Source organism: Bacillus sp. AFS012607 (assembly GCF_002558005.1).
In the GTDB taxonomy this organism is placed as follows: domain Bacteria; phylum Bacillota; class Bacilli; order Bacillales; family Bacillaceae_G; genus Bacillus_A; species Bacillus_A thuringiensis_S.
The window spans coordinates 64,676-87,097 of the sequence record NZ_NTVM01000015.1 but is presented as its reverse complement, the minus strand read 5'-3'; the positions used below and the strand labels follow the sequence as shown (position 1 = coordinate 87,097).

Genomic DNA, 22,422 nt, shown 5'->3' with positions numbered 1-22,422 from the left:
TATGAGATAGTAAGAAATTTCCTATACGTTTATTTGCTTTTTTAGTGAAGAGTAAGCGGGAGAGCCTGAGATATAAAATATATTGACAAGCCCTTCGAAATATTTTAATGTGAGTGTATAAAATTGTCTATAAAGGGGAGTAACTTATTACAGTAAAGTCGTCATTACAGGGAGAAACCCTCGGCTTTATTGGCAACGTTCCGTTGTTAGTGAGACCTTTACCAGCAATGGTAAAGGCCCCTTATTGTCTTTTTTAGGACCCTTACCATGTTTGGTAGGGTCCTTTTTGTATACAAAGAGAGGAGATATAAAAATGAAAAAACTTATTAGTAGATTAAGAGTTGTATTTCATGTTCGCCGATTTGTTCCATTTCTATTTGACTTTTTCACTTCAAAAGAGGTTTCAATAAAGAAGAAAATTTTATCTATTGCGTTTTTAGTTGGTTATGTTGCGATGCCGCTCGATTTAATTCCAGACTTCTTACCGTTTATCGGTATTTTAGATGATATTGGAATTGTGTTATTTATTTTGAACCGAATTGTAAAAATGGCGCCAGTTCAATTACAAGAAAAGCATAACGTAAACGTAGGATAGGAGTTAAAAATATGGAGCAAATTATTTTAGATATAATCGAGTTTTTAAAGCAGTTTTCTTATTTTGGAGTTGTGTTAGCATTAACGTTTGAATTTATTCCAGCAGAAGTAGTTTTGCCCATGGTTGGTTATTGGGTGTACGAGGGAGATATGAATTTTTGGCTTGCTGTACTAGCCGGAACCCTTGGCGGAACGACAGGACCTTTAACGTTATATGCACTCGGTTATTACGGCGGTCGTCCTCTATTAATAAAATACGGGAAATACTTCTTCATTAAAGAAGAACAAATTCAAAAAGCAGATGATTTCTTTGAGAAATATGGACCGGTTGTAGCATTTGTTGGACGCTTTGTGCCAGGAGTTCGAACGCTTATTTCTGTTCCGTGTGGTATGGCGAAAATGAACATATGGAAATTTAGTATATATACATTTGTAGCAATGTTCCCATTAACGACTTTATATGTTTATTTTGGAATGAAATTAGGTCCTCATTGGGAAAAAGCAGCGGACGTTGTTGGGCAATATATGCTACCGATATTAGGAGGCGTTATTCTTATCGTTGCTAGTATCTTTGTCTATAAATATATGAAGAAAAGAAATAAAACGGAATCTATCTAGTCATTTGAATATTTTTTGAAAATAGATGAATAGTACAGGCAAAAGACTCTGAGGGACATACACATATAGGGAATATAAAAGAGAGAGGGGAAACAACTATGTCTTGTGAGTGCTCAGGGTCAGCATTAACTTGTTGTCCAGATAAAAATTATGTGCAAGATAAAGTGTGTAGTCCGTGGTCTGCTACTGTAGTTGCAACAGCAATTGATAATGTTCTCTATACAAATAATATTAACCAAAACGTAGTTGGTACTGGTTTTGTTAAATATGATGTTGGACCAGGCCCAATTACTGTAGAGGTACTTGATTCTGCTGGGGGTACAATTGATACACAAACATTAAACCCAGGAACGAGTATTGCTTTTACGTATCGCCGCTTTGATAGTATACAAGTTGTGTTACCTGCAACACCTGCTGGAACGTATCAGGGAGAATTTTGTATTACAACACGTTATCCACTTTCATAGCAGAATAGGAGAGGTTCAAAATGGGAATGAGAAGTTCCAGTTTGTCTTGTTGTTCTAATAAAACACTTGTGCAAGACCAAGTATGTACAGACTGGTCTATTACAGGTGCTGGTACTCAAATTGTATATACAAATAATATCACGCAAGAAGTATATGGTTCAGGTTACGTGAAATACGATGTGGGAGCCAACCCGATTACAGTTGATTTTTTAGTAGGGGCAACAGTAGTTGATACAATTACTGTACAACCACAAAGTAGTGGTACTTTCACTGTCCGATATTTTACTACTGTCCGAATTACTACGACAGGAACGACTGTTAATCAAGGTGAGTTTTGTATTACAGTACGTTATCCAATCTCATAAAAAGCATACCGTGAACGGTATGCTTTTTTTGAGAAAGTAATGAAATTGGTATTCTATAAGCAACATGTAAATTCGCAACAGTACTTGCCTTCTAAATATAGTGAAGGATTACTTGTTATATTGATAATACTGACTGACTGTAAGTTTTTTCCTGTGTACGATATTGTATTACCAGGAAACACAGTGAAAATATTGGTTGTGGCTCCAACGATTTGAATTGTAATTGATTCTGTGCTGCTAGTACTATTGTAAACCGAAACAGTACCTGATATAAGTAGTATCCCATCACTTTGCCACAGTATCATTGATTGTGATGCATCTTTGGTAGAAGGAATGGTGTTATTAGTTATAAGGAAATTCCCTGCAAATTCATTTGTTACTCGCTCGCAATTTGGATTTGGAGGAGGGGGCGGTGGACAAGGGGCTGGACAAATAATAGATAAAGGAGCGAAACAGCCGATATTTTTTTTATTCTTCAATACAACCCCTCCTTTTAAGTGGTCTTTTACTACTATTAAATGTAAAAGCATGGCCGATGTGTTAAAAAAAGAAGGAAATATTAAAAATTAAGATTGTCTAATAGGCTTAAACCTTAACTTATCATTAGTGTTATAGAAAAGATTATATGTGAATAGTCATAGGAAAAGAATGATCAGACTCTTTTAGACAAAAGGTGGTTGTATACAATAGTACGAGGAATGTTGGACTTAATTTCTAATTAACTGTATATTTACAAAAATCTAATAAACTTCATTTTTTATTTAAACGACATTAACATGTATTAGATAAAATAGCCCTTGTAATGAATCAATTATTATGAGGAGGATTCACGTGGAAAGAATTGCTTTACGAAAAGTAAAAGGTCTTATTGGATTATTGATGGTTTTTGTATTAGCATTTGTATCATTTCCGTGGAGTACATCAGTCAAAGCGGAAGAGAAAAAGCAAGAAAAGGCACCAAGTGAGAAGAAAATAGTTTTCCCCGTTGTAAGTGATGTTCATATTAAAAATAGTGGAACAGATGATATGTTTCGCTGGAAAAGAGCGATTGAACAGTTCAATACGCTTGCACCAAAGCAAGATGCGTTCGTAATTGTAGGAGATTTTACTGATTCAGGGTCTGTGCAGCAATATGATCGTTTCATGCAAGTGTATAATGACAATGCAAATAAAGATGCGGTACGAATGAATTCTCTAGGTAATCATGATTATTGGAACGGTTTATCAGTAGAGGGAGCACAGAAGCGTTTCTTAGAAAAAACAGGAATGGAATCAATTTATTATCATAAAGTGGTAAAAGGGTATCATTTTATCGTAATGTCTCCAGAAAATGAAACGACACATGGGTATTATTCGGACAAACAAATTAATTGGTTAAAAGAAGAAATGGCAAAGGCGCAAAAAGATGATCCAGAAAAACCGATTTTTGTATTTTTACATCAACATATTAAAGATACAGTGTACGGTAGCCAAGAATGGGGAACGAAGGATAGTGCAAAAATTAATGCAGTATTAAAAGAATATCCACAAGTCATTACGTTTTCAGGTCATTCGCATTATCCATTAGATGATCCAAGATCGATTCATCAAAAGGACTTTACATCTGTTGGTACCTCTTCTGTAAGCTATATGGAGGTAGAGGGTGGCAAAGTGCAAGGGAATATTCCTTCAGAATCGCGTGCATTAAGCCAAGGTTTATTAGTAGAAGTAGACGATAAAGAAGTAACGATTAATCGACGCGATTTCCATACGAATTCTTGGACAGGCGAGCCATGGAAAATTCAGTTGCCATCAAAGAAAGAAACTTTTACACATGTAGAAGATCGTGATAAAGAAAAGCCATCTTTTGCAAAAGATGCAAAGTTATCAGTATCGAATGTAACAGAAAATGCAGCAACAGTAACATTCATGCAAGCATTGGACAACCTTCTTGTTCATTCTTATCGCGTACAAGCTAGAGATAAGCAAACTGGAGAAATAAAAAATAAATTACTAGCATTTTCAGAGTTTTATCGTGACCCAGTGCCGAAAGAACTGACATTTACACTTGCAGGATTAGATGGCGGGAGAACATATACGTTTGAAGTAGTCGCGATTGATTCATTTGGTAATGAAAGTGTGCAACCGTTAACGGCAGAAATTACTACGAAAAAAGATAACATTGATCCGAATGTGAAAGTACCAAAGGCTGATATTTTTGATGTGAATTTCTCAGATGGTACATTTAAAGACAATTCACCATTTGGTACAAAAGGTGAATTGAAGGGTAATGTGACTATTGAATATGATAAAGCATTGAAAAAGAATGTTATGAAGTTAAATGGAAAAGCTAATACATTTGGATATATTCCATTTTCAGCAGCACAAAAAGAGAAAATAGCAAATACGTTTACGTTAGAAACTGTGTTTTCAATGAATGAAATTCGCGGACAAGGTATTTTGCAAAATACAGAGAGCGGCGGAATTGGTTTTGAGTCTACAGGAAGTGGATATGTTGAATTATGGGCTCACATTGGCGGTAGCTACAAACGTGTTGGCGTTCAATTGGAAGCGAACAAAACGTATCATTTAACAGGAACATATAACGGAAGCGAAGTGGCAATTTACGTAGATGGTAAAAAAGTAAATAGTCAGTTAGCTCAAGGAAAAGTTTATAACCCGAACGTACCATTTGCATTTGGAGCGGATCCTGATAGCAATGGAAATGGCGGCATTCCATTAAACGGTCAAATCGTGCTTGCAAAATTATATAGTAAAGCGTTAAGTTCTTCAGAAGTATTAGCAGCGTACAATGAATTTTCTAACCGTACGAAGTTAGAGCAAGTCAACGCATTATATGAGGAGCTAGGAAAAGTAAAGGAAGTGTTAGATGGTACGTATGAGTTTGGTGGTAAGCCAGGTCAATATTCAAAGGAAGCATTTCAAGAACTAGAAAAAAGCTATAACACTGCTAAGCAAGCATTTGAAAATGTAGGAAGTACTGGGGAACAAATTATTCAAACATATAACGAATTAAAAACAGCTAATGTAACATTCGTACAATCAAAAGTGGCAGAAGAACAACCAAAAACACCGAAAGAAAAATTACAGATCAATATTGAATCTGCAAAAGCAGTAGTGAAGAAAGCGCAAGCTGTAAATGTAACAGATGGTTCAGTGAAATCATTGCAACAAAAAATTACAGTTGCAGAAGCTGTATTAAAAGATGCGAAGGTAAAAGATGCACAGGTAGAAACGATGAATCGTACATTAGAATATGCGATTTCACTCGTTGAAAAAAGTATGAACAAATAAGAGAGAAGAAAAGAAGCTTATCATGATAGGCTTCTTTTTTGTTATACTAAAAGTAGCATAGAAAGAAGGAGCGAATAATTTGGAACAGAAAAAGCTAAAAAGAATTCTTGAATATGTATGGATCGCGGTTGTGCTCCTTGTAGGATATTATTTCTTAAAAGAGAAAAGTATTTGGGTTTTATTTTTAATGACTTTCTTATTAGCAGGACTAGGAACGTTATTTATTAACTTTTTCTTTGATAGTTTGAATGCCTGGAAGAATAAAAAGAAGGGAACGAAGTAAAGGAGGGAATATATGCAAAAGTGGAAGCTCATATATCAAGTAATCATTTTCATAGTGCTTGTAGGTATTGGCGTTTTTAAATATTCTACACCAATAGGAAATTGGGCGTGGTTTACAGCTTGCATCGGCATATTTTTCATTTTACAATCGTTAACGAAAAAATATAATTGTACAGAAAGATAGCTCGCCGCTAAAACGGCGAGCTATTTTGTTATGCTTTTTTCTGTTCATCATTCGTTTTTTCGGTAGCTAAATGGCTATGCTTTCTAGAGTAGAAGAAATAGAAGCATAAACCGACTATAAGCCAAGCTATAAAGCTAATCCATGTCGTTTTAGATAAATTAGCCATCAAATATAAACAGCAAAGAATCGCGACAACTGGTAATACAGGTACGAAAGGTGTACGGAATCCACGTTTTAAATCAGGATGTGTTTTTCGTAAAATAAGTACCGCGCAGCAAACGAATGTAAAGGCTGTTAACGTACCGATGTTTACTAAATTTGCTAGCAAATGTAAATCTAAAAGTCCTGCTAATAAAGCGGCAATAACGCCAGTAATCCACGTATTTAATAAAGGGATTTTTACTCTTTTATTTACACGTGCTAACGCTTTTGGAAGTAGACCGTCACGGCTCATCGCATACGAAACTCGAACTTGTCCATACATAACGACTAAGAGAACGGTTGTCATTCCAGTCATCGCTCCAACAGCGAGTAGTCCTGCAATTGCATCCTCACCAACGAAATGCAATGCAAATGCAACTGGATCAGAAACGTCTAATTGCGTATAAGGAACCATACCTGTTAAAACGAAAGATACGATCATATATAAAACAGTACAAATAAGAAGAGAACCGATAATACCAATTGGTAAGTCACGCTGCGGTTTTTTCGTTTCTTCTGCAGCGGTTGCGATTGCATCAAAACCTAAAAAGGCGAAGAATACAGTGGCAGCTCCGGTAATAATACCGTCGTATCCGAATGGAATGAACGGTGTCCAGTTTTCAGGTTTTACATATTTTGCGCCTGCTACGATAAAGGCAATGATAACAGCTAGTTTAATAAGAACCATAATATTATTAATGCGTGCACTTTCACGTATACCAAAACTTAAAAGACCAGTAATAAGAAGTAAAATGCAGACAGCTGGTAAATCGATGAGACCACCTTTTCCTACGCCGGGGGCCGAGGCGATTATGGCGGGTAGGTGTATATTGAACCCTTGTAGTAATGATTGCAAATAACCAGACCAACCGACAGCTACTGCTGCAACGGCAAGTAAATATTCGAGCATTAAACACCATCCGACGATGAAGGCGACGACTTCTCCGACTGTCATGTATGCGTAAGTATACACACTTCCTGAGACAGGAATAGAAGAAGCAAATTCAGCATAACAAAAGGCTACACAAGCACAAGTAAATGCAGCAATAAGGAATGATAGCATAATACCAGGACCAGAATGTTTTGCTGCAACAATACCTGTTAATACAAAGATCCCTGTCCCAATTACGGCGCCAATCCCTAAAAACGTTAAATCGAGTGCAGTTAATGTTCTATCTAGCTGCTTTGGTGATTCAGTACTAAGCGCTTTTTTTCGTAATAATGACTTCACTTTGGACTCTCCCCCCGTTTTTTCATTTCCATAACTGCGACTATAGTATGAGCCCATTAAAAAAGAGTATGTAAGGAAATGGAGGTACAGTTATGGTATGTAGTTTTTTAAAATTGCTGGATTAATCTTAATATAATTCAGAATATTTTGTCAAATAAAAATATGAAAAATAAAATTCGGATCAATAGGGGAAACTACTTGCAGAAATGAACGGGGGTTAACGACCCACTGATTAAAGTTAAAGTAGGAGCAGATGCTATGTTATTTTATTTTGAACTTGTCGTCATTTTACTTTGTACGAAATTAGCTGGTGACATTAGCGTGAGACTTGGTCAGCCTTCTGTACTTGGTAAGTTAATTGTCGGTATTATTATCGGTCCAGCTGTACTCGGTATTATTAATAGTTCTGAACTAATTGATGAACTGAGTGAGATTGGTGTTTTGTTACTTATGTTTATGGCGGGACTTGAAACAGATTTAGAAGAGTTAAATCGGAATTTGAAATCGTCATTTGCAGTAGCGGCTGGTGGAATTATTTTTCCTTTCATCGGTGGTTATGTAACAGGATTGCTGTTTGGATTAATGCAGTCCCATGCCATTTTTTTAGGATTATTACTTTGCGCAACATCGGTTAGTATTACGGTGCAGACGCTACGTGATTTAGGAAAAATGAATACGAGAGAAAGTACAACAATTTTAGGTGCTGCCGTATTTGATGATGTCATTGTCGTTATTTTATTGGCATTTGTAATGAGTTTTTTAGGAACACAAGATGTAAATATAACACTTGTCATTGCAAAGAAAATTATTTTCTTTGTAAGTATTGTTTTTATTGCTTGGAAAGTCGTTCCTTGGATTATGAAAATGCTTGTCCCGCTTCGTGTAACAGAAGCGTTAATTAGCGCGGCTCTTATTATTTGCTTCTCTTTTTCTTATTACAGTGAAATGATGGGAATTGCAGGCATTATTGGAGCATTTGCAGCAGGAATTGCTATTTCTCAAACAGAGTATAAGCATGAAGTGGAACATAAAATTGAACCGATTGCTTATGCAATATTTGTTCCAGTATTCTTCGTAAGTATCGGAATGGAAATTACATTTCAAGGCATTGGAAGCCAGCTTTGGTTCATTATTATTATGACCCTCATTGCGATTTTCACAAAGTTAATTGGATCAGGTTTAGGAGCGAGATTGACAGGTTTTAATCTCCAATCTTCTATTAGTATTGGCGCGGGGATGGTATCACGTGGTGAAGTAGCACTTATCATCGCAGCAAATGGACTTACGGCGAATTTATTAGCGAAAGAAAATTTCACAGCGATTGTTATTGTTGTTATATTGACGACGATTATTACACCGCCACTTTTGAAGAAATATTTTGTATAGAGAGGAAGGGCTTATCTGATGTAGGTAAGCTCTTTTTTTATTCCAAAAAGCAATGGTCATATAGCATGAAGGGTTTGTAATTATGGTAAAATCTATGTATGTGATATGACAAGGAGAGGGAAGTGTGAAGATTACGAAGGAGAAGGTTATCGGTGTAATCGTACTTATTGCAGTATGTATACCATTTACTGCATGGAAAGAATCAAAAGTGAAAGATTTTCCGGTTTCTATTTTTTCGGAAGAAGCAGATGGTGAGTACGGTCAGAAGCTGAAATATACTGCCTTTTTACCTGATGTTGCGATTTGGATGAACGGTTGGAAAGAGAAGTGGACAGAAGGAGAAAGAACTGTTTATCAAAAAGGGAATCGCATTGTAAATGTGTTTCATCCTCCTGGCGATGATGGTTTTTACCTTCTTGAAGCAAGAGGAAATAAGTGAACGCAACCGTAAGAAGTGGAGGTTAAATAGTGAAAGCTTCAACATTACTATTTAAAATTGAAAGTAATATGGATCAATTTTCACCAGCTGAGAAGAAGGTTGCCATGTACATAATGGAGAATGCAGAGATTGTACCGAATTTAACGACGAAAGAAGTGTCAACGAATGCAGGTGCAAGTGAAGCAAGTGTTGTTCGTTTTTGTAAATCGATTGGAATCGGCAGTTTTAAAGCGTTTAAAATAGCACTCGTTCGTGAATTAACGATTGCTGATTATAATATAAATGATTTTTCAGTGATGAATACGGAAGATGGACCGTACGATTTGTTTAATAAAGTCACTTATGTGAATAAAGCTGCGATTGAGGCGAGTGTTACTGCAATAGATAAGAAGGAACTTGAGAAAGCCGCAGATCGTATTGTCAATGCGGATAAAATTATATTTTACGGAGTAGGCGGATCAGCTACGCCAGCAATGGACGGGGCTTATAAATTTACGCGGCTTGGATTTACAGCGATGATGCTATCTGATTTTCATATGATGTTGCCGCTTGTGACAAATTTAAAAGAAGGCGATATATTTGTTGCGATTTCAACATCTGGTCGAACGAAAGATGTGCTTGAAATGGCGCAGTATGCAAAGAGACAAGGTGCAACTGTTATTGGAATTACGAAGCTAGATCAATCATCCCCCTTATATAAAGAAGCGGACATGCGTCTTTGTATGCCAGATGTAGAACAAGATCATCGTATTGCAAGTATTGCGTCGAGAATGACGCAACTGAATATGATTGATGCTTTATATGTGATTACTTTCAACCGAATTGGCAATAAAGTATTGGATCAATTTATGGAGACGCGAGAAGAAGCGTTGCGGTTACGGAAGTTAAAGTAGAAGAAAAGATGAGGAGACTCATCTTTTTTATTATCTTTGACACAAATATGTCATGTTGTGAAATTTTATTTCATAAAATAAGAAAGGGATATTGATTTTTAGTTTCTTGAAGTTATAATAAAAGTGTGAAATATAATTTCAAAGAGGGTGGAAATATGTTAGAAAATTTATCGACAGAACATCGTAATGAGAAAACAATGAATCTGGATGAAATGAGCATAAAAGAAGTATTGCAAAGTATGAATGAAGAAGATCGAACTGTTGCGTTAGCAGTTGAAAAAGAGATAGAACAAATTGAAAAGGTTGTACAGACTGTTATTAAATCTTTTGAAGAAGAGGGACGTTTAATTTACATTGGTGCTGGTACGAGTGGTCGTTTAGGTATTCTAGATGCAGTGGAATGTCCGCCGACATTTGGCACGGATGATAAAATGGTGCAAGGATTTATAGCAGGTGGGTTGAAAGCGTTTACTAAAGCGGTGGAAGGTGCCGAAGATCGCGAAGAGTTAGCAGAAGAAGATTTAAAAAGTATTGGATTAAATGAGAAAGATACAGTGATTGGAATTGCTGCAAGTGGCAGAACTCCTTACGTAATTGGCGGCTTGAAATACGCACAGAGCGTAGGAGCGAGTACAGCGAGTATTTCTTGTAATAAAAATGCTGAAATAAGTAAATATGCAAAGTTAAATGTAGAAGTAGAGACAGGTGCAGAAATATTAACAGGATCAACGCGTTTAAAAGCTGGTACAGCACAAAAATTAGTGCTGAATATGATTTCAACAGCTTCGATGATTGGTGTAGGAAAAGTATATAAAAACTTAATGGTAGATGTTCAATCCACAAATGAAAAGTTAGTAGAACGGTCAAAACGAATTATTGTGGAAGCAACAGGTGCTAGTTATGAAGTAGCGGCAGAATATTATGAAAAGGCAGAACGTAACGTAAAAGCTGCCATTGTTATGGTGTTGTTGCAGTGTGAGTATGGGGAAGCACTGGAGAAACTAAAATACGCAAAAGGGTTTGTGAAGAAAGCACTATAAAGTAATAGGAAGGGGGATTCTATTATGAAGAAAGAAGAGAGAATGGCCAAGGAAATTTCGGAGCAACTTGGGGGAATAAAAAATATTCGTAGTATTGCTCATTGTATGACGAGACTACGTTTAACGCTTCATGATGAAAGTAAAGTAAATATGGACCTTTTGAAAAAAGTTGAAGGCGTTATGGGCGTTATAGAAGATGAGACGCTTCAAGTTGTCGTTGGTCCAGGAACAGTAAATAAAGTAGCAGCTGAAATGGAAGGTTTGACAGGACTACGAATTGGTGAGGTAGCAGATCATCACCTTGAAGATATTGGGCAAGAGATGAAATCAGAGATTAAGAAGAAAAATAATACACCGGTGAAAAACTTTTTACGAAAAATAGGAAGTATTTTCATCCCATTAATTCCGGGGCTTGTTGCGTCAGGAATTATAAACGGGGTTGCTAACTTTGCGAAAAATGCTGGTGCTGATCCAAATGCAACGTGGTTACAAATGTTACTACTCATTGGCGGCGGTATCTTTACATTCTTAGGAATTTTAGTCGGCTGGAATACAGCGAAAGAATTTGGCGGGACACCGGTTCTTGGGGCAATTGCTGGTATTTTAATTTTCAATCCGGCGATGGCAAACGTAAAATTGTTTGGTGAAGCATTAGTGCCCGGACGGGGCGGATTGTTTGCAGTTATTTTTGCAGCATGGCTTATGGTTGTAGTGGAAAGACAAGTTCGAAAAGCAGTGCCAAATGCAGTTGATATTATCGTGACACCACTCATTACTGTATTAGTTGTAAGTATCGTAACGATGTTAGCCATTCAGCCATTAGCAGGTTTCTTATCAGATGGTATTACGAGCGGAATTAATGCTATTTTAAATATTGGCGGAGCATTTGCTGGCGCAGTACTTGCGGGAACATTTTTACCTCTCGTTATGGTCGGATTGCATCACGGTTTAACACCAATTCATATGGAATTTATTAATCAAACACACGTAACACCTTTATTACCAATGCTCGCAATGGCTGGTGCTGGCCAAGTGGGCGCAGCAATTGCGATTTATGTGAAAACAAAAAACAAACGACTTCGTAACGTAATTAAAGGTGGATTGCCAGTTGGCTTTTTAGGAATTGGTGAGCCGTTATTATACGGGGTGACATTACCACTTGGGAAACCGTTTATTACTGCTTGTTTAGGAGCAGCTGTCGGTGGTGCATTCCAAGCAGTTATGCAAACGGCTTCACTTGGAATTGGCGTATCAGGGCTATCTTTAATTCCGTTAATTGCTGACAATAAATATTTACTCTATTTCTTAGGTTTAGTAATTGCATATACTTTCGGATTTATCTTTACGTACTTCTTCGGATTTAAAGAAGAAATGGCAGAAAACATATAGAGAAAGGGATTCCTTTCTCTTTTTCTATTAATAGAAAGGGAGATTTATATGATCGGAGTTTCCATTTATCTTTCAAAAGAACGAGTAGAGAAACAAGAAGAGTGGCTAAAAGTGGCGAAGGAAAATGGATTTTTGTCTATTTTTACATCACTTCATATACCAGAGGATGATCCTGGTACGTATAAAGAGTTAATTCAGATACTTGGGAAGCAGGCTCTTGAAAATGAAATGGAGTTAATGGTTGATGTTTCTCCAAAATCGTTACACCATTTAGGGCTAACATATGAAAATGTGGAAGAGTTATTGAACTGGGGCATTACCGGTTTAAGAATGGACTATGGCATCACGCCAAAAGAAATCGCCCGCGTATCTCACAAGATGAAAGTAGCTTTAAATGCGAGTACGATTACAAAGTCATTTTGGAAAGAGTTACTTGCAGAACATATAAGAGTAGAGAATGTAGAAGCGTGGCATAATTTTTACCCACGTCCAGAGACGGGACTAGCAAAGTCCTTCTTACAAAAACAAAATCAATATTTACAGAAGTGCGGAATAAAGACGATGGCATTTATTCCAGGAGATGCGGAAAAACGTGGTCCGTTATATGAAGGGTTACCAACGTTAGAAAAACATCGCAATATGCGCCCGCTTGAAGCGTACGTAGAACTTGTTCAAGATTGTGGTGTTGATAAAGTGTTGATTGGAGATATAAGCGCGAGTTTGGAAAGTATGCAAGAAGTAGCTAGTGCAAGTAGAGGGATTATTCCATTGCGTTACAAATCATTTATAACTGATAAAGAAGTATTAAAAGTGGTGGAGCAAGTGCATACAAATAGACTAGATCCGGCTCGTGATGTTATTCGATCTGTAGAATCAAGGGAAGGAAATAGAGTGTTTTTACAGCCGATGCATACAATTGTAAGAAAGAAAGGCAGCATTACAATTGATAATGAATTGTACGGTAGATATGCAGGGGAGATGCAAGTTGCTACACATGATTTACCTGTAGATGAGAAAGTGAATGTTGTGGGAATGGTTGTGGAAGAGGACGTGTCTTTACTGCCTTATATTGGCGCTGGAAAAATGTTTCAACTTTTTCTATGCGATAGAATAAAAGCTTGAATTAGCGCTATTTTGTAGGAAAACATTATCCGTAAAACGGATAATGTTTTTTGTTTTCTTTAAAAAAGTATTTGACGAATGAAATAAAATACCGTATTGTTTTGACTTGTAAATAAAAGTTCACCATAACAAAACAAAAAGGAGAGTTCAAAATGAATCAATATATTGGGAATTTAATTATTCGTATCGTGTTAGGAGTTACGTTCTTTGCACACGGTTTAGCAAAGTTTCAATCAGGTATCGATAATGTAGCAGGATGGTTTACAAGCATCGGTTTACCAGGTGGCCTTGCATACGGCGTAGCAACTGTAGAATTAGTTGGTGGTATATTATTAATTATCGGTTTAGGTGTACGATATGTAGGATTGTTATTCGCTCTTATTTTAGCTGGAGCTATCGTAAAGGTAAATGGAGCAGCAGGTTTATTAGGAGATGGAAAGAATCCAGGATATGAATTAGATCTTGCATTATTATCAATGGGTGCGTATTTATTCGTAGTAAAAGCAGAAGGATATGTAGATCGTTTCTTAAAAGAGAAAGTAATGAAAACGAAGTAAATTTTATTTATAAATTGTTGACTTGAAGAATTATTGTAACTATAATGATTACAACTAATGAATTACGAATGAAACAATTTAAATATTTTTTTACACAAGGCGTAACTACGTTGGTTACGTCTTGTGTAAAAATAAATAAACGGGAGGAAGTAATATGCCTAAATCAAATTTAGAAATTATTCAAAGCACGTATGAAGGATCAGCTTCTTCGAATGCAAAGCATTTAGCAGAAGCCCTCTCTGAAAAAGTGGAATGGACAGAGGCAGAAGGTTTCCCGTACGGCGGAACATATAAAGGCGTGGAAGCTATAATGAAAAATGTATTTAGCCGTTTAGGATCAGAATGGGATGATTATAAAGCAAGTGTAAATACATATCATGAAGTAAACGGAAAAGATGTAATTGTTGCTGAAGGTATGTATTCTGGAGTTTATAAAGAAACAGGAAAATCATTTGAAGCAGAATTTGTTCATGTATGGCAGCTTGAGAATGGAAAAATCGTGAAGTTTAAGCAGTATGTAGATAGTCATATTGTTAGGGAAGCGATGAAGAGCTAATGCTTTTTAAATGGATTGTAGGTATATGTATTACCATTATGGTAATCATCTCTTCTATAGTTGGCGGAAAGAAATTGCTTGCATATGTGGAAAAAGAAAATACAAATATTCAAACCGAGCGAGCGGCAAACGAAAAAGAGAAAAAAGCTGCAGAAGAAGCCCCGCAAATTAGTGAAGGTGAAATTATTTCTACTATGCATAAAATGGTGCATCAAAAGGTAAAATCCTCTGAAAAATGGGGATTTGTAGAGATGACAAAAAAGGAAATTTCTAATGTAAAAAGAGATATTGAAAATAGTACAGGTTTTCAATATAAAATGAAGTTATTTTCTATTATAAATAGATGGGAAAAAGGAGATTTTTCTCAAACTGTTGAGGAGCATAACTTTTTATGGAGCCTTCAAGGTGGAGATACTGGCAAGGCGACGGAACGTTTATCGCCAGAAGAGGAAAAGCAGTATATAAAAGAAATGAAGAGAAAATAAAAACATCGCCAACCCAGATGACGATGTTTTTTCATTAAGAATGTTTTCGCATTAAAGGTCTAATAGGCTGAACGGCAACAGTTTTAAAATGAGAAAATAAATAACATCCTGTTACAACGACAATTGTCCCTAAAATTTGTATCCACGTTAATTCTTCTCCGAGGAATATGAATGCTAAAATGGCTGTGAAAATTGGATTGAAGTTTAGAAAAATACCTGATGTAGTTGCGCCTAATTTTTGTACGCCAATATTCCAAAATACCATACAAAGAACTGTCGAAATAAGCCCAGTATATAAAAGTGATGTGATGAAAGAAGTATTTATATTTGAAACAGTGAAGCTACCTATGTTAAACGGTAGTAATAAAATAACGCCGAAAATACCAGAGTACAACGTTGCCATAAGTGGTGTAGTTGTTTTTGTTGCCCATTTACTACAAATAGAATAGATTCCCCAAATACAAACTGCTGCAATCATCCATAAATCGCCGCTATTAAAATGTAGTGAAAATAAAAGCGAGAAATCACCTTTTAATAGGACGAGGATAACCCCGAAGAATGAAAGAATCATGGATAGGATTTGAAGTGTATTTACTTTTTCTTTTAAAAATAATACTGAAAATAATGCGATTGAAATTGCATTCAATGTAGAGATAAGACCTACATTCGTAGCGGATGTTTTTTCTAATGCTAAAAATTGAAAGATGTTAAAAAGAGCGACCCCTGAAATTCCCATCAATATTAAAGGAAGTATTGCGGTACGTGGTGGAAGGATTTTCTTTTCTTTAAACCATACCATCGGTAATAAACAAACAATCGCAATCATCCATCTTAAATTTGTCAGTGTCATCGGCGATGCATGATCGACGAGTGATTTTCCAACGACAAAATTTCCTCCCCATAATAAGCTCGTTAGTAATAGTAAAAAGACGTAAAAATAAGGCATGCTAAAATCCCCTTTTTTGTAATCAATACGAATTGTAAATAATTTTAGCATTTTTCTTTATTTTGTAATATATTCTTTTGTATAGTGATGAAAACTCGATAAAATCTTTAGTTATGAATGGTATTTACGGAATGATATTCAGTTTTGTGTAAGGTATAAGGTGTTTTTTCGAATAATCATCGGTAAGAAAAAAGGGGGAATTGTAATGGAGTCGTCTGTTATTAAAGTGTTGGATGATTTGGATGTACAAATTTTAGATATATTGCAGAAGGAGTCACAAGTAAGTAATGCAGAGCTGGCACGTCGCGTTAATTTATCACCGGCTGCGATGCATGCAAGAATAAAAAGATTGGATGGGGAAGGTTTCATCGATAAGCAAGTCGCGATTTTAAATCAAGAAAAGCTTGGGTTTGATTTATTATGTTTTATTTTTATGAGTACGAATATTCATCAATTTGACAAGTTGGAAGTGTTGGAGAAAGAATTAGAATCGATGCCGGAAGTGTTAGAATGTCACTGTTTAACAGGAGAGTACGATTATTTATTAAAGGTTGCAAATCGTGATCGTAAAGAACTAGAGCAGTTTATTAGAAAGCTGAATAAGCTTGGTATTACAAGGATACAGACAAGTTTAGCACTTCGTGAAATTAAATATTCGACAGTATTGCCGATACGAAATGAGGAACCGAGCATCGATTAGATTGCTTGGTTTTTTGTTTGTATAAATTGATTGACGAGGAGAAAAGAGAGATGTATTATTATATAAAATTATGAATTAAAATTCATTTGAAGTTATAAATATTAATATCGAGGGCAAGGGGATGTAATATGAAAATCTGTAATGCGGTGACGAGTGATGTGAAAGAAATTTATAGTCTTATTGAGGTTTATGCAAAAGAGGGAGTTGTTTTACCGCGATCTCTTTTGTCTCTTTATCAATATTTGCAATGTTTATATGTTATGAAAGAGGACGAGAAAATTGTTGGAGTTGCTGGATTGCATGTATTGGGGGAAGATCTTGCAGAAATACGATCGTTAGTAGTTTCGCATACATATGCAGGAAAAGGGATAGGGCGTATGTTAGTGAACCATGTAATAAATGAAGCAGCGAAAATAAAAGTGAATAGAGTCATTTCTTTAACATATGAAACGGAATTTTTTCAAAAGTGCGGGTTTGATTTTGTGAATAGAGAGGCGTTACCAGAGAAAGTATGGATTGATTGTAGACATTGTCCAAAGGTTGATTATTGTGATGAAGTGGCGATGGTTCGGTATGTTGGGTGAAAGTTTCAGAGAGAGAAAAGTCCCACTATTATTTATGTAATAGTGGGCATCTATATTTTAGGGGAATTAAGAACTTGAATTCGTTTTTCGTACTGCAAAATTAAAAATGGGATTTTTAAGCTCATAGTTATAAGTAGAACCATCGACAAGCCCTACAACTTTATCATTATCATAAAGATCGAGCATAAATTGTGCCATTTGTTTTGCAGTGTGGAATTTTGGTACAACATTATCGTATTGGAATTCATCAATATCAAATGAACGCTTCGCAAATTCTGTTTCAGTTGCAGCAGGAGCTAAAACTTTTGCTTGCAGTTTTGCGCCTTGTTCTTTCAGTTCGTGAGACAGCCCTTCTGTAAATGCACTTACATAGAATTTCGTAGCGCAATACGTAACAGCATCAGCAACAATCGTGTATCCGCCGCCCGATGAAACGTTAATAAGCTGTGTTCCATCAACCATTGAATAATCTCGAACGAAAAGAGAAGAGAGTATTGTTAGTGCTTCTATATTGACATGCAACATCGTCTCTATTTTATTTAAATTTTGTTCAGCAATTGAGGCGAAATTACCAAAACCTGCGTTGTTAATCCACGTTTCAATTTGAAAAGCTTGTAGGCTTTCATAAAGTTTATAAACATCTTCAGTCACAGATAAATCAGTTTTTCGAATGACAACATCCAACTCAGGATGCATTTCGTTAATTTTCAATTTTAATCCGTTTAATTCTTCTTGTCTTCGAGCTACAAGTACTAAATTTTTTCCGCGAGATGCAAATGCTAAAGCTGCTTCATAACCAATTCCGGAACTTGCGCCAGTAATAACCGTGTATTTCATATAAAATCCCCCTAAATTCAAATTCATTTATGGTTAGATTGTATTTGTTAGAGTATACTCTAAGTCAAATGTTTTTTATAAATTTGATTCGGTCATAAGATATATGAGGGTAAGCATATGGAGGGAGTTTGAGTATGTACACAATTAGCGAGGTAGCAAAATTATTAGGAGTGAGCACACATACACTACGCTATTATGAAAAGGAAAGTATATTAATTGCAAATCGTGATACAAATGGAAATCGACTTTACGAAGAGTCACATATAAAGTGGTTGCAGTTTGTAATGAAATTAAAACAAACGCAAATGCCAATAGCGAAAATAAGAGAATACGCTAGACTATATACAGAAGGGGAGCATACAACAGAAGCTCGTTTACAGCTTCTAGAAGATCATAGGAAATCTATTCAGATTCAAAGAGAAAACTTAGAAGTTACAGAGAAGATGCTCGAGAATAAAATTCGTGCATACAAAGGCTCATTGGAAAATAAATAGATGTTGTTATGTGATGAAAAATGGATTTGATCTATGAGTATTTCATCATAGTGTGCGGATAAATAAAAAAGAGCAGCTAGCAAAAGCTAACTGCTCCATTCAAGGGATCTCTCCAAGGGGGAGTGGAGAAAATATTATGTTACTAGCATTATTGACAGATTATTAGGAAATATACAAATCTGATGATAGAAATTTTAAATAAACTTTCGGCATTGACAATTTTTAAAATGTTCATGTACAATACATATGAATGACATTCAGTCATTTTTATGTGACAGGATGCATTTAGCTTAGAAATGGAACAAATACAATGGTAAATGAGGATGATAGTTGTTTTTATATAGTATTGATGAAAGAGTATATTTTTTTAAAACAAAAATGACTGATAGTCAGTCATAAGAGGTGAGAGGTATGAAAAATAGAGCTTGGTTATATGTCATATTAACATGTATCTTTGAAATTTTTTGGGTGTTTGGTTTTAATACGGCTAATACTTGGTGGCATTGGATTATTATTTTAGGAGTTATCGCTGTTGATTTTCACTTCCTTTCTAAAGCGTGTGAACATCTTGCAACAGGAACTGTATATGCTATTTTCGCTGGAGCTGGTACGGTAGGTACTTTCTTAATGGATGTATTTCTTTTCGGTGGAAGTTTCAGCGCAGGCAAACTATTCTTCATTCTTATGGTAGTAGCCGGCGTTATCGGTTTAAAGTTAGCTGACAATAAAGAAGAAACTGTGGAAGGAGTTGCTTAAAAATGGGTTGGTTTTTCGTATTTTGTGCTGCAATTAGTGAAATAGTCGGTGTGATAGGACTTAAAATGTATAGTAAAGATAAGACATTAGCCAATGGTGCGATTTATATAGGTGGGTTTGCTACATCCTTCGCATTTTTGTATACTTCCTTCTTATTTTTACAAGTAAGTGTCGCATATGCGGTTTGGATTGGTATCGGAACAGCAGGTGCAGTTTTGTTAAACATGTTCTTGTTTGGTGAGTCGAAAAGTAAAGCGCGTATCATTAGTGTGTTTCTTATTGTATGTGGAGTGACAGGATTAAAGGCACTTTCTTAAAGATATACTGTATCTCCTAACAAGTCGTTAGGAGATTTTTATTATAAAAAGTGCACGATAATTGACAGTACAGCTAGTTATTTTATAAAATGAGTGACAGTCATTCAATACGCGTGTGAAAGGGTTTAGATGATGAATAAAAAAGAGAAAATTGTCTATGCAGCTATTGAAGTGTTTCAGGAAAAGGGCGTCGAAAAAACGAAGATTTCTGATATCGTGAAATTAGCTGGCATTGCGCAAGGAACTTTCTATTTATATTTTCCTTCTAAGCTATCTGTTATGCCTGCAATAGCAGAAGTGATGGTTGAAAAGATGATACTTGCAGTGAAAGAAAAAGTACAAAAAGATGTACCTTTTTCAAATAAAGTGGCACAAGTAATCGATGCGGTGTTTCACTTTATAGAGGAATATCGTGAAATACAAGCTTTAATGTATGCAGGTCTTGCATCTACGGAACATATAAAAGAATGGGAAGCTGTGTATGAGCCTCTTTATATGTGGCTAAGTGAATTTTTAAGTGGGGCGAAAGAAGCCGGTGAAATTCGTGATTCAGTTCACGCAGAGCGAACAGCGAAGTTATTTATTGCTCTTGTTGAATCAGCAGCGGAACAAGTTTATTTATATGATCATAAAGATGATGAGCAGGTCGAGCTACAAAAGGCAGAAGTACTAGATTTTTTAACACATGCACTACATATAAAGAAATAGTGAGATGAACCTGTCTGAAAAGGTAGGTTTATTTTTGAGGGGAAATGAATGATAGTCATTCACCTAATATTTATGTATGTGTGGAAGGATAGAGTGAAATTCTAATGAGTGGAGGCATCTCTACTCATGATTAGCCCACAAATAGCAAGATAAAGAAAAAGCTTCTTGGGCATTATTTTTTGAGAGGAACTTACGGGAAGAGGTGTTAAAAAGTGAAGAAACCGATAAAAGAACAAAAGATGGTATTGGTCATTCTTTTGAGTAATATATTTATCGCTTTTTTAGGGATTGGATTAATCATTCCGGTTATGCCGTCCTTTATGAATGATATGGGTTTAACAGGGAAGACGATGGGATATCTCGTTGCAGTGTTTGCAATGGCACAGCTCATTACTTCACCTATTACAGGCCGGTGGGTTGATCTTTACGGTAGAAAGAAAATGATAATCATTGGATTATTTATTTTTGGTGTTTCAGAGCTTCTTTTTGGATTAGGAAAAGATGTATGGATGCTTTATGTAGCAAGGGTATTAGGCGGAATTAGTGCTGCTTTTATTATGCCTGGTGTTACGGCATACGTTGCGGATATTACATCTATTCAGGAACGTCCAAAGGCGATGGGATACTTATCTGCGGCTATTAGTACTGGATTCATTATAGGGCCTGGAATCGGCGGATTTATTGCAGAATACGGTATACGTGTGCCGTTTTTCGTTGCAGCAGTAATTGCTTTTATAGCATGTGTGATTTCGATCTTTATTTTAAAAGAACCGTTAACGAAAGAAGAACTTGCAGAGATTTCTTCTAATACGAAAGAATCAAGTTTTATTGGGGATTTAAAGAAATCATTACATCCAATGTATGCAATTGCATTTATTATCGTATTTGTACTCGCATTCGGATTATCAGCGTATGAAACAGTGTTTAGCTTATTCTCTGATCATAAATTTGGTTTCTCGCCGAAAGATATTGCGGCAATTATTACAATTAGTTCAATCTTTGGGGTAGTTGTGCAAGTATTTATGTTTGGCAAATTGGTAGACATGTTCGGTGAGAAAGTGTTAATTCAAATATGTTTAATTGTAGGTGCAGTATTAGCATTCGTCTCAACTGTAGTCTTTAATTATTGGATTGTACTTCTCGTTACTTGCTTCATTTTCTTAGCATTTGATTTACTTCGTCCAGCTTTAACGACATTTTTATCAAAAGCAGCCGGAAAAGAGCAAGGATTCGTCGCTGGTATGAACTCGACTTATACGAGTTTAGGAAATATCGCAGGACCAGCGATGGGCGGAATATTATTTGATATGAATATTCATTATCCATATGCATTTTCAGGCGTTGTTTTAATAGTTGGTCTCGGCATTACATTTATGTGGAGAGAGAAACAGTTGGCTGAAAGTTTTGCGAAGTAATAAAACCCCTTACGACGGTAAGGGGTTTTTGTTTTATCCTGATTAAAGTTTCATTTTATAAGCTTAATCCAAACCGTTTTAATTCAATAAAAATCCCCTCTAATTGCTTTCCTTTATCCGTTAATGTGTACTCTACACGAGGCGGAACTTCTGGATATACTTTTCTCGTTATAATGCCTTGAGACTCTAATTCTTTTAGTCGAAGCGATAATGTTTTTGGACTAATACCATCCATTGATTTTTGTAAATCACTAAAGCGTAATGTTCCTTCGATAAGAAGATCACGAATGATTAAAAACGTCCATTTTGTACTAATTACATCAAGCGTTTTAGCGATGGGACAAGGTATGCCAGGTAAACCTTTCGTTAATTCAACTGGATTTATATCGTTCATGGAACTAGCCTCCATAAAATTTTTTTGGATGAATTTGCTTTATAGTATCACAAAACTATACTTTTGGTAACTATATGAAAAAAATATCACTACTTCCATAAAGGAAGTTAGTGCATATACAATAGCAATACGAAACAAAAAGGATTTATATAAGGAGGTGGTGATTTC

At 35.8% G+C, this 22,422-nt stretch carries 29 protein-coding genes; 24 read left to right on the top strand and 5 right to left on the bottom strand.

Going from position 1 to position 22,422, the window contains the following annotated elements; translation table 11 throughout:
* Positions 1 to 313: 313 nt before the first annotated feature.
* The 4 genes from CN409_RS19700 to CN409_RS19685 all read left to right on the top strand — a co-directional run bounded on the left by CN409_RS19700 (position 314) and on the right by CN409_RS19685 (position 2,044).
* Positions 314 to 595: a YkvA family protein gene (locus CN409_RS19700; protein ID WP_000733844.1), complete on the top strand. Its 282-nt coding sequence runs from the start codon at positions 314 to 316 to the stop codon at positions 593 to 595.
* Between the two features lie 11 nt (positions 596 to 606).
* Entirely contained in the window at positions 607 to 1,212 is a 606-nt protein-coding gene (locus CN409_RS19695; RefSeq protein ID WP_000435017.1) for a DedA family protein, read from the top strand.
* A 98-nt stretch (positions 1,213 to 1,310) separates the two neighbouring features.
* Entirely contained in the window at positions 1,311 to 1,679 is a 369-nt protein-coding gene (locus CN409_RS19690; protein WP_001277542.1) for a DUF3992 domain-containing protein, read from the top strand.
* Between the two features lie 20 nt (positions 1,680 to 1,699).
* Complete coding sequence (locus CN409_RS19685) at positions 1,700 to 2,044, top strand: DUF3992 domain-containing protein (RefSeq protein ID WP_000525819.1); 345 nt, start codon at positions 1,700 to 1,702, stop codon at positions 2,042 to 2,044.
* A gap of 53 nt (positions 2,045 to 2,097) precedes the next feature.
* Here CN409_RS19685 and CN409_RS19680 read toward each other — a convergent pair whose 3' ends face one another.
* Entirely contained in the window at positions 2,098 to 2,478 is a 381-nt protein-coding gene (locus CN409_RS19680) for an S-Ena type endospore appendage (RefSeq protein WP_223308658.1), read from the bottom strand.
* Between CN409_RS19680 and CN409_RS32390 the strand changes: the two genes are divergently transcribed.
* The 4 genes from CN409_RS32390 (at position 2,366) to CN409_RS31930 (ending at position 5,804) form a co-directional block, all read left to right on the top strand.
* The gene (locus CN409_RS32390; protein ID WP_003276823.1) at positions 2,366 to 2,614 is read left to right on the top strand and encodes a hypothetical protein; all 249 of its coding nucleotides are present in this window, start codon (positions 2,366 to 2,368) and stop codon (positions 2,612 to 2,614) included. The two genes, CN409_RS19680 and CN409_RS32390, sit on opposite strands and share 113 nt — an antisense overlap.
* A gap of 261 nt (positions 2,615 to 2,875) precedes the next feature.
* Positions 2,876 to 5,338, top strand: a complete 2,463-nt coding sequence (locus CN409_RS19675) for a LamG-like jellyroll fold domain-containing protein (protein ID WP_140161825.1) — start codon at positions 2,876 to 2,878, stop codon at positions 5,336 to 5,338.
* A 79-nt stretch (positions 5,339 to 5,417) separates the two neighbouring features.
* On the top strand, positions 5,418 to 5,621 hold the full coding sequence (locus CN409_RS19670) for a hypothetical protein (protein ID WP_000435797.1): 204 nt from the start codon (positions 5,418 to 5,420) through the stop codon (positions 5,619 to 5,621).
* 12 nt (positions 5,622 to 5,633) lie between these two features.
* The gene (locus tag CN409_RS31930; protein WP_001174833.1) at positions 5,634 to 5,804 is read left to right on the top strand and encodes a hypothetical protein; all 171 of its coding nucleotides are present in this window, start codon (positions 5,634 to 5,636) and stop codon (positions 5,802 to 5,804) included.
* 28 nt (positions 5,805 to 5,832) lie between these two features.
* On the opposite strand, the gene bcaP is transcribed toward CN409_RS31930, so the two are convergent.
* Positions 5,833 to 7,293, bottom strand: coding sequence for a branched-chain amino acid transporter BcaP (bcaP, locus tag CN409_RS19660; RefSeq protein ID WP_003276830.1), 1,461 nt, complete (start codon positions 7,291 to 7,293; stop codon positions 5,833 to 5,835).
* Positions 7,294 to 7,494: 201 nt separating this feature from the next.
* Between bcaP and CN409_RS19655 the strand changes: the two genes are divergently transcribed.
* The 9 genes from CN409_RS19655 (at position 7,495) to CN409_RS19615 (ending at position 15,103) form a co-directional block, all read left to right on the top strand.
* The gene (locus CN409_RS19655) at positions 7,495 to 8,622 is read left to right on the top strand and encodes a cation:proton antiporter (protein ID WP_000899807.1); all 1,128 of its coding nucleotides are present in this window, start codon (positions 7,495 to 7,497) and stop codon (positions 8,620 to 8,622) included.
* A gap of 124 nt (positions 8,623 to 8,746) precedes the next feature.
* Positions 8,747 to 9,061 (top strand): outer surface protein, encoded by a 315-nt coding sequence (locus CN409_RS19650; RefSeq protein ID WP_097980888.1) that lies wholly within the window; start codon positions 8,747 to 8,749, stop codon positions 9,059 to 9,061.
* Positions 9,062 to 9,090: 29 nt separating this feature from the next.
* Positions 9,091 to 9,954 carry a MurR/RpiR family transcriptional regulator gene (locus tag CN409_RS19645; protein ID WP_097980887.1) on the top strand — a complete coding sequence of 288 codons (864 nt, stop codon included), beginning with the start codon at positions 9,091 to 9,093 and terminating at the stop codon, positions 9,952 to 9,954.
* Between the two features lie 155 nt (positions 9,955 to 10,109).
* The gene (gene murQ, locus CN409_RS19640) at positions 10,110 to 10,994 is read left to right on the top strand and encodes an N-acetylmuramic acid 6-phosphate etherase (protein WP_000892345.1); all 885 of its coding nucleotides are present in this window, start codon (positions 10,110 to 10,112) and stop codon (positions 10,992 to 10,994) included.
* A 24-nt stretch (positions 10,995 to 11,018) separates the two neighbouring features.
* A complete protein-coding gene (locus tag CN409_RS19635; protein WP_097980886.1) occupies positions 11,019 to 12,383 on the top strand; it encodes a PTS transporter subunit EIIC in 1,365 nt (454 codons plus the stop codon).
* 48 nt (positions 12,384 to 12,431) lie between these two features.
* Positions 12,432 to 13,505: a DUF871 domain-containing protein gene (locus CN409_RS19630; protein ID WP_097980885.1), complete on the top strand. Its 1,074-nt coding sequence runs from the start codon at positions 12,432 to 12,434 to the stop codon at positions 13,503 to 13,505.
* A gap of 152 nt (positions 13,506 to 13,657) precedes the next feature.
* Complete coding sequence (locus CN409_RS19625; RefSeq protein ID WP_001077751.1) at positions 13,658 to 14,062, top strand: DoxX family protein; 405 nt, start codon at positions 13,658 to 13,660, stop codon at positions 14,060 to 14,062.
* A gap of 154 nt (positions 14,063 to 14,216) precedes the next feature.
* Positions 14,217 to 14,618, top strand: a complete 402-nt coding sequence (locus CN409_RS19620) for a nuclear transport factor 2 family protein (RefSeq protein ID WP_001126704.1) — start codon at positions 14,217 to 14,219, stop codon at positions 14,616 to 14,618.
* Positions 14,618 to 15,103 (top strand): PRK06770 family protein, encoded by a 486-nt coding sequence (locus CN409_RS19615; RefSeq protein WP_000897995.1) that lies wholly within the window; start codon positions 14,618 to 14,620, stop codon positions 15,101 to 15,103. The genes CN409_RS19620 and CN409_RS19615 overlap by 1 nt, the downstream gene beginning before the upstream one ends.
* 34 nt (positions 15,104 to 15,137) lie before the next feature.
* Here the strand turns inward: CN409_RS19615 and CN409_RS19610 are convergent, their stop codons facing one another.
* A complete protein-coding gene (locus CN409_RS19610) occupies positions 15,138 to 16,049 on the bottom strand; it encodes a DMT family transporter (RefSeq protein ID WP_097980884.1) in 912 nt (303 codons plus the stop codon).
* A 205-nt stretch (positions 16,050 to 16,254) separates the two neighbouring features.
* Between CN409_RS19610 and CN409_RS19605 the strand changes: the two genes are divergently transcribed.
* The gene (locus CN409_RS19605) at positions 16,255 to 16,749 is read left to right on the top strand and encodes an Lrp/AsnC family transcriptional regulator (protein WP_000446097.1); all 495 of its coding nucleotides are present in this window, start codon (positions 16,255 to 16,257) and stop codon (positions 16,747 to 16,749) included.
* A 128-nt stretch (positions 16,750 to 16,877) separates the two neighbouring features.
* Positions 16,878 to 17,333: an N-acetyltransferase gene (locus CN409_RS19600; RefSeq protein ID WP_000686659.1), complete on the top strand. Its 456-nt coding sequence runs from the start codon at positions 16,878 to 16,880 to the stop codon at positions 17,331 to 17,333.
* A gap of 66 nt (positions 17,334 to 17,399) precedes the next feature.
* On the opposite strand, the gene CN409_RS19595 is transcribed toward CN409_RS19600, so the two are convergent.
* Entirely contained in the window at positions 17,400 to 18,170 is a 771-nt protein-coding gene (locus tag CN409_RS19595) for an SDR family NAD(P)-dependent oxidoreductase (RefSeq protein WP_000878080.1), read from the bottom strand.
* Between the two features lie 134 nt (positions 18,171 to 18,304).
* Between CN409_RS19595 and CN409_RS19590 the strand changes: the two genes are divergently transcribed.
* The 5 genes from CN409_RS19590 (at position 18,305) to CN409_RS19570 (ending at position 21,860) form a co-directional block, all read left to right on the top strand.
* Positions 18,305 to 18,664, top strand: a complete 360-nt coding sequence (locus CN409_RS19590; RefSeq protein ID WP_086390999.1) for a MerR family transcriptional regulator — start codon at positions 18,305 to 18,307, stop codon at positions 18,662 to 18,664.
* A gap of 411 nt (positions 18,665 to 19,075) precedes the next feature.
* Complete coding sequence (locus tag CN409_RS19585; protein ID WP_000796019.1) at positions 19,076 to 19,420, top strand: DMT family transporter; 345 nt, start codon at positions 19,076 to 19,078, stop codon at positions 19,418 to 19,420.
* 2 nt (positions 19,421 to 19,422) lie between these two features.
* On the top strand, positions 19,423 to 19,737 hold the full coding sequence (locus CN409_RS19580) for a DMT family transporter (RefSeq protein WP_000539671.1): 315 nt from the start codon (positions 19,423 to 19,425) through the stop codon (positions 19,735 to 19,737).
* Between the two features lie 129 nt (positions 19,738 to 19,866).
* Complete coding sequence (locus CN409_RS19575; RefSeq protein WP_002162922.1) at positions 19,867 to 20,445, top strand: TetR/AcrR family transcriptional regulator; 579 nt, start codon at positions 19,867 to 19,869, stop codon at positions 20,443 to 20,445.
* Positions 20,446 to 20,657: 212 nt separating this feature from the next.
* Entirely contained in the window at positions 20,658 to 21,860 is a 1,203-nt protein-coding gene (locus tag CN409_RS19570; RefSeq protein ID WP_000742945.1) for an MFS transporter, read from the top strand.
* Positions 21,861 to 21,915: 55 nt separating this feature from the next.
* Here the strand turns inward: CN409_RS19570 and CN409_RS19565 are convergent, their stop codons facing one another.
* A complete protein-coding gene (locus CN409_RS19565; RefSeq protein ID WP_000997917.1) occupies positions 21,916 to 22,254 on the bottom strand; it encodes a winged helix-turn-helix transcriptional regulator in 339 nt (112 codons plus the stop codon).
* Positions 22,255 to 22,422: the final 168 nt, after the last annotated feature.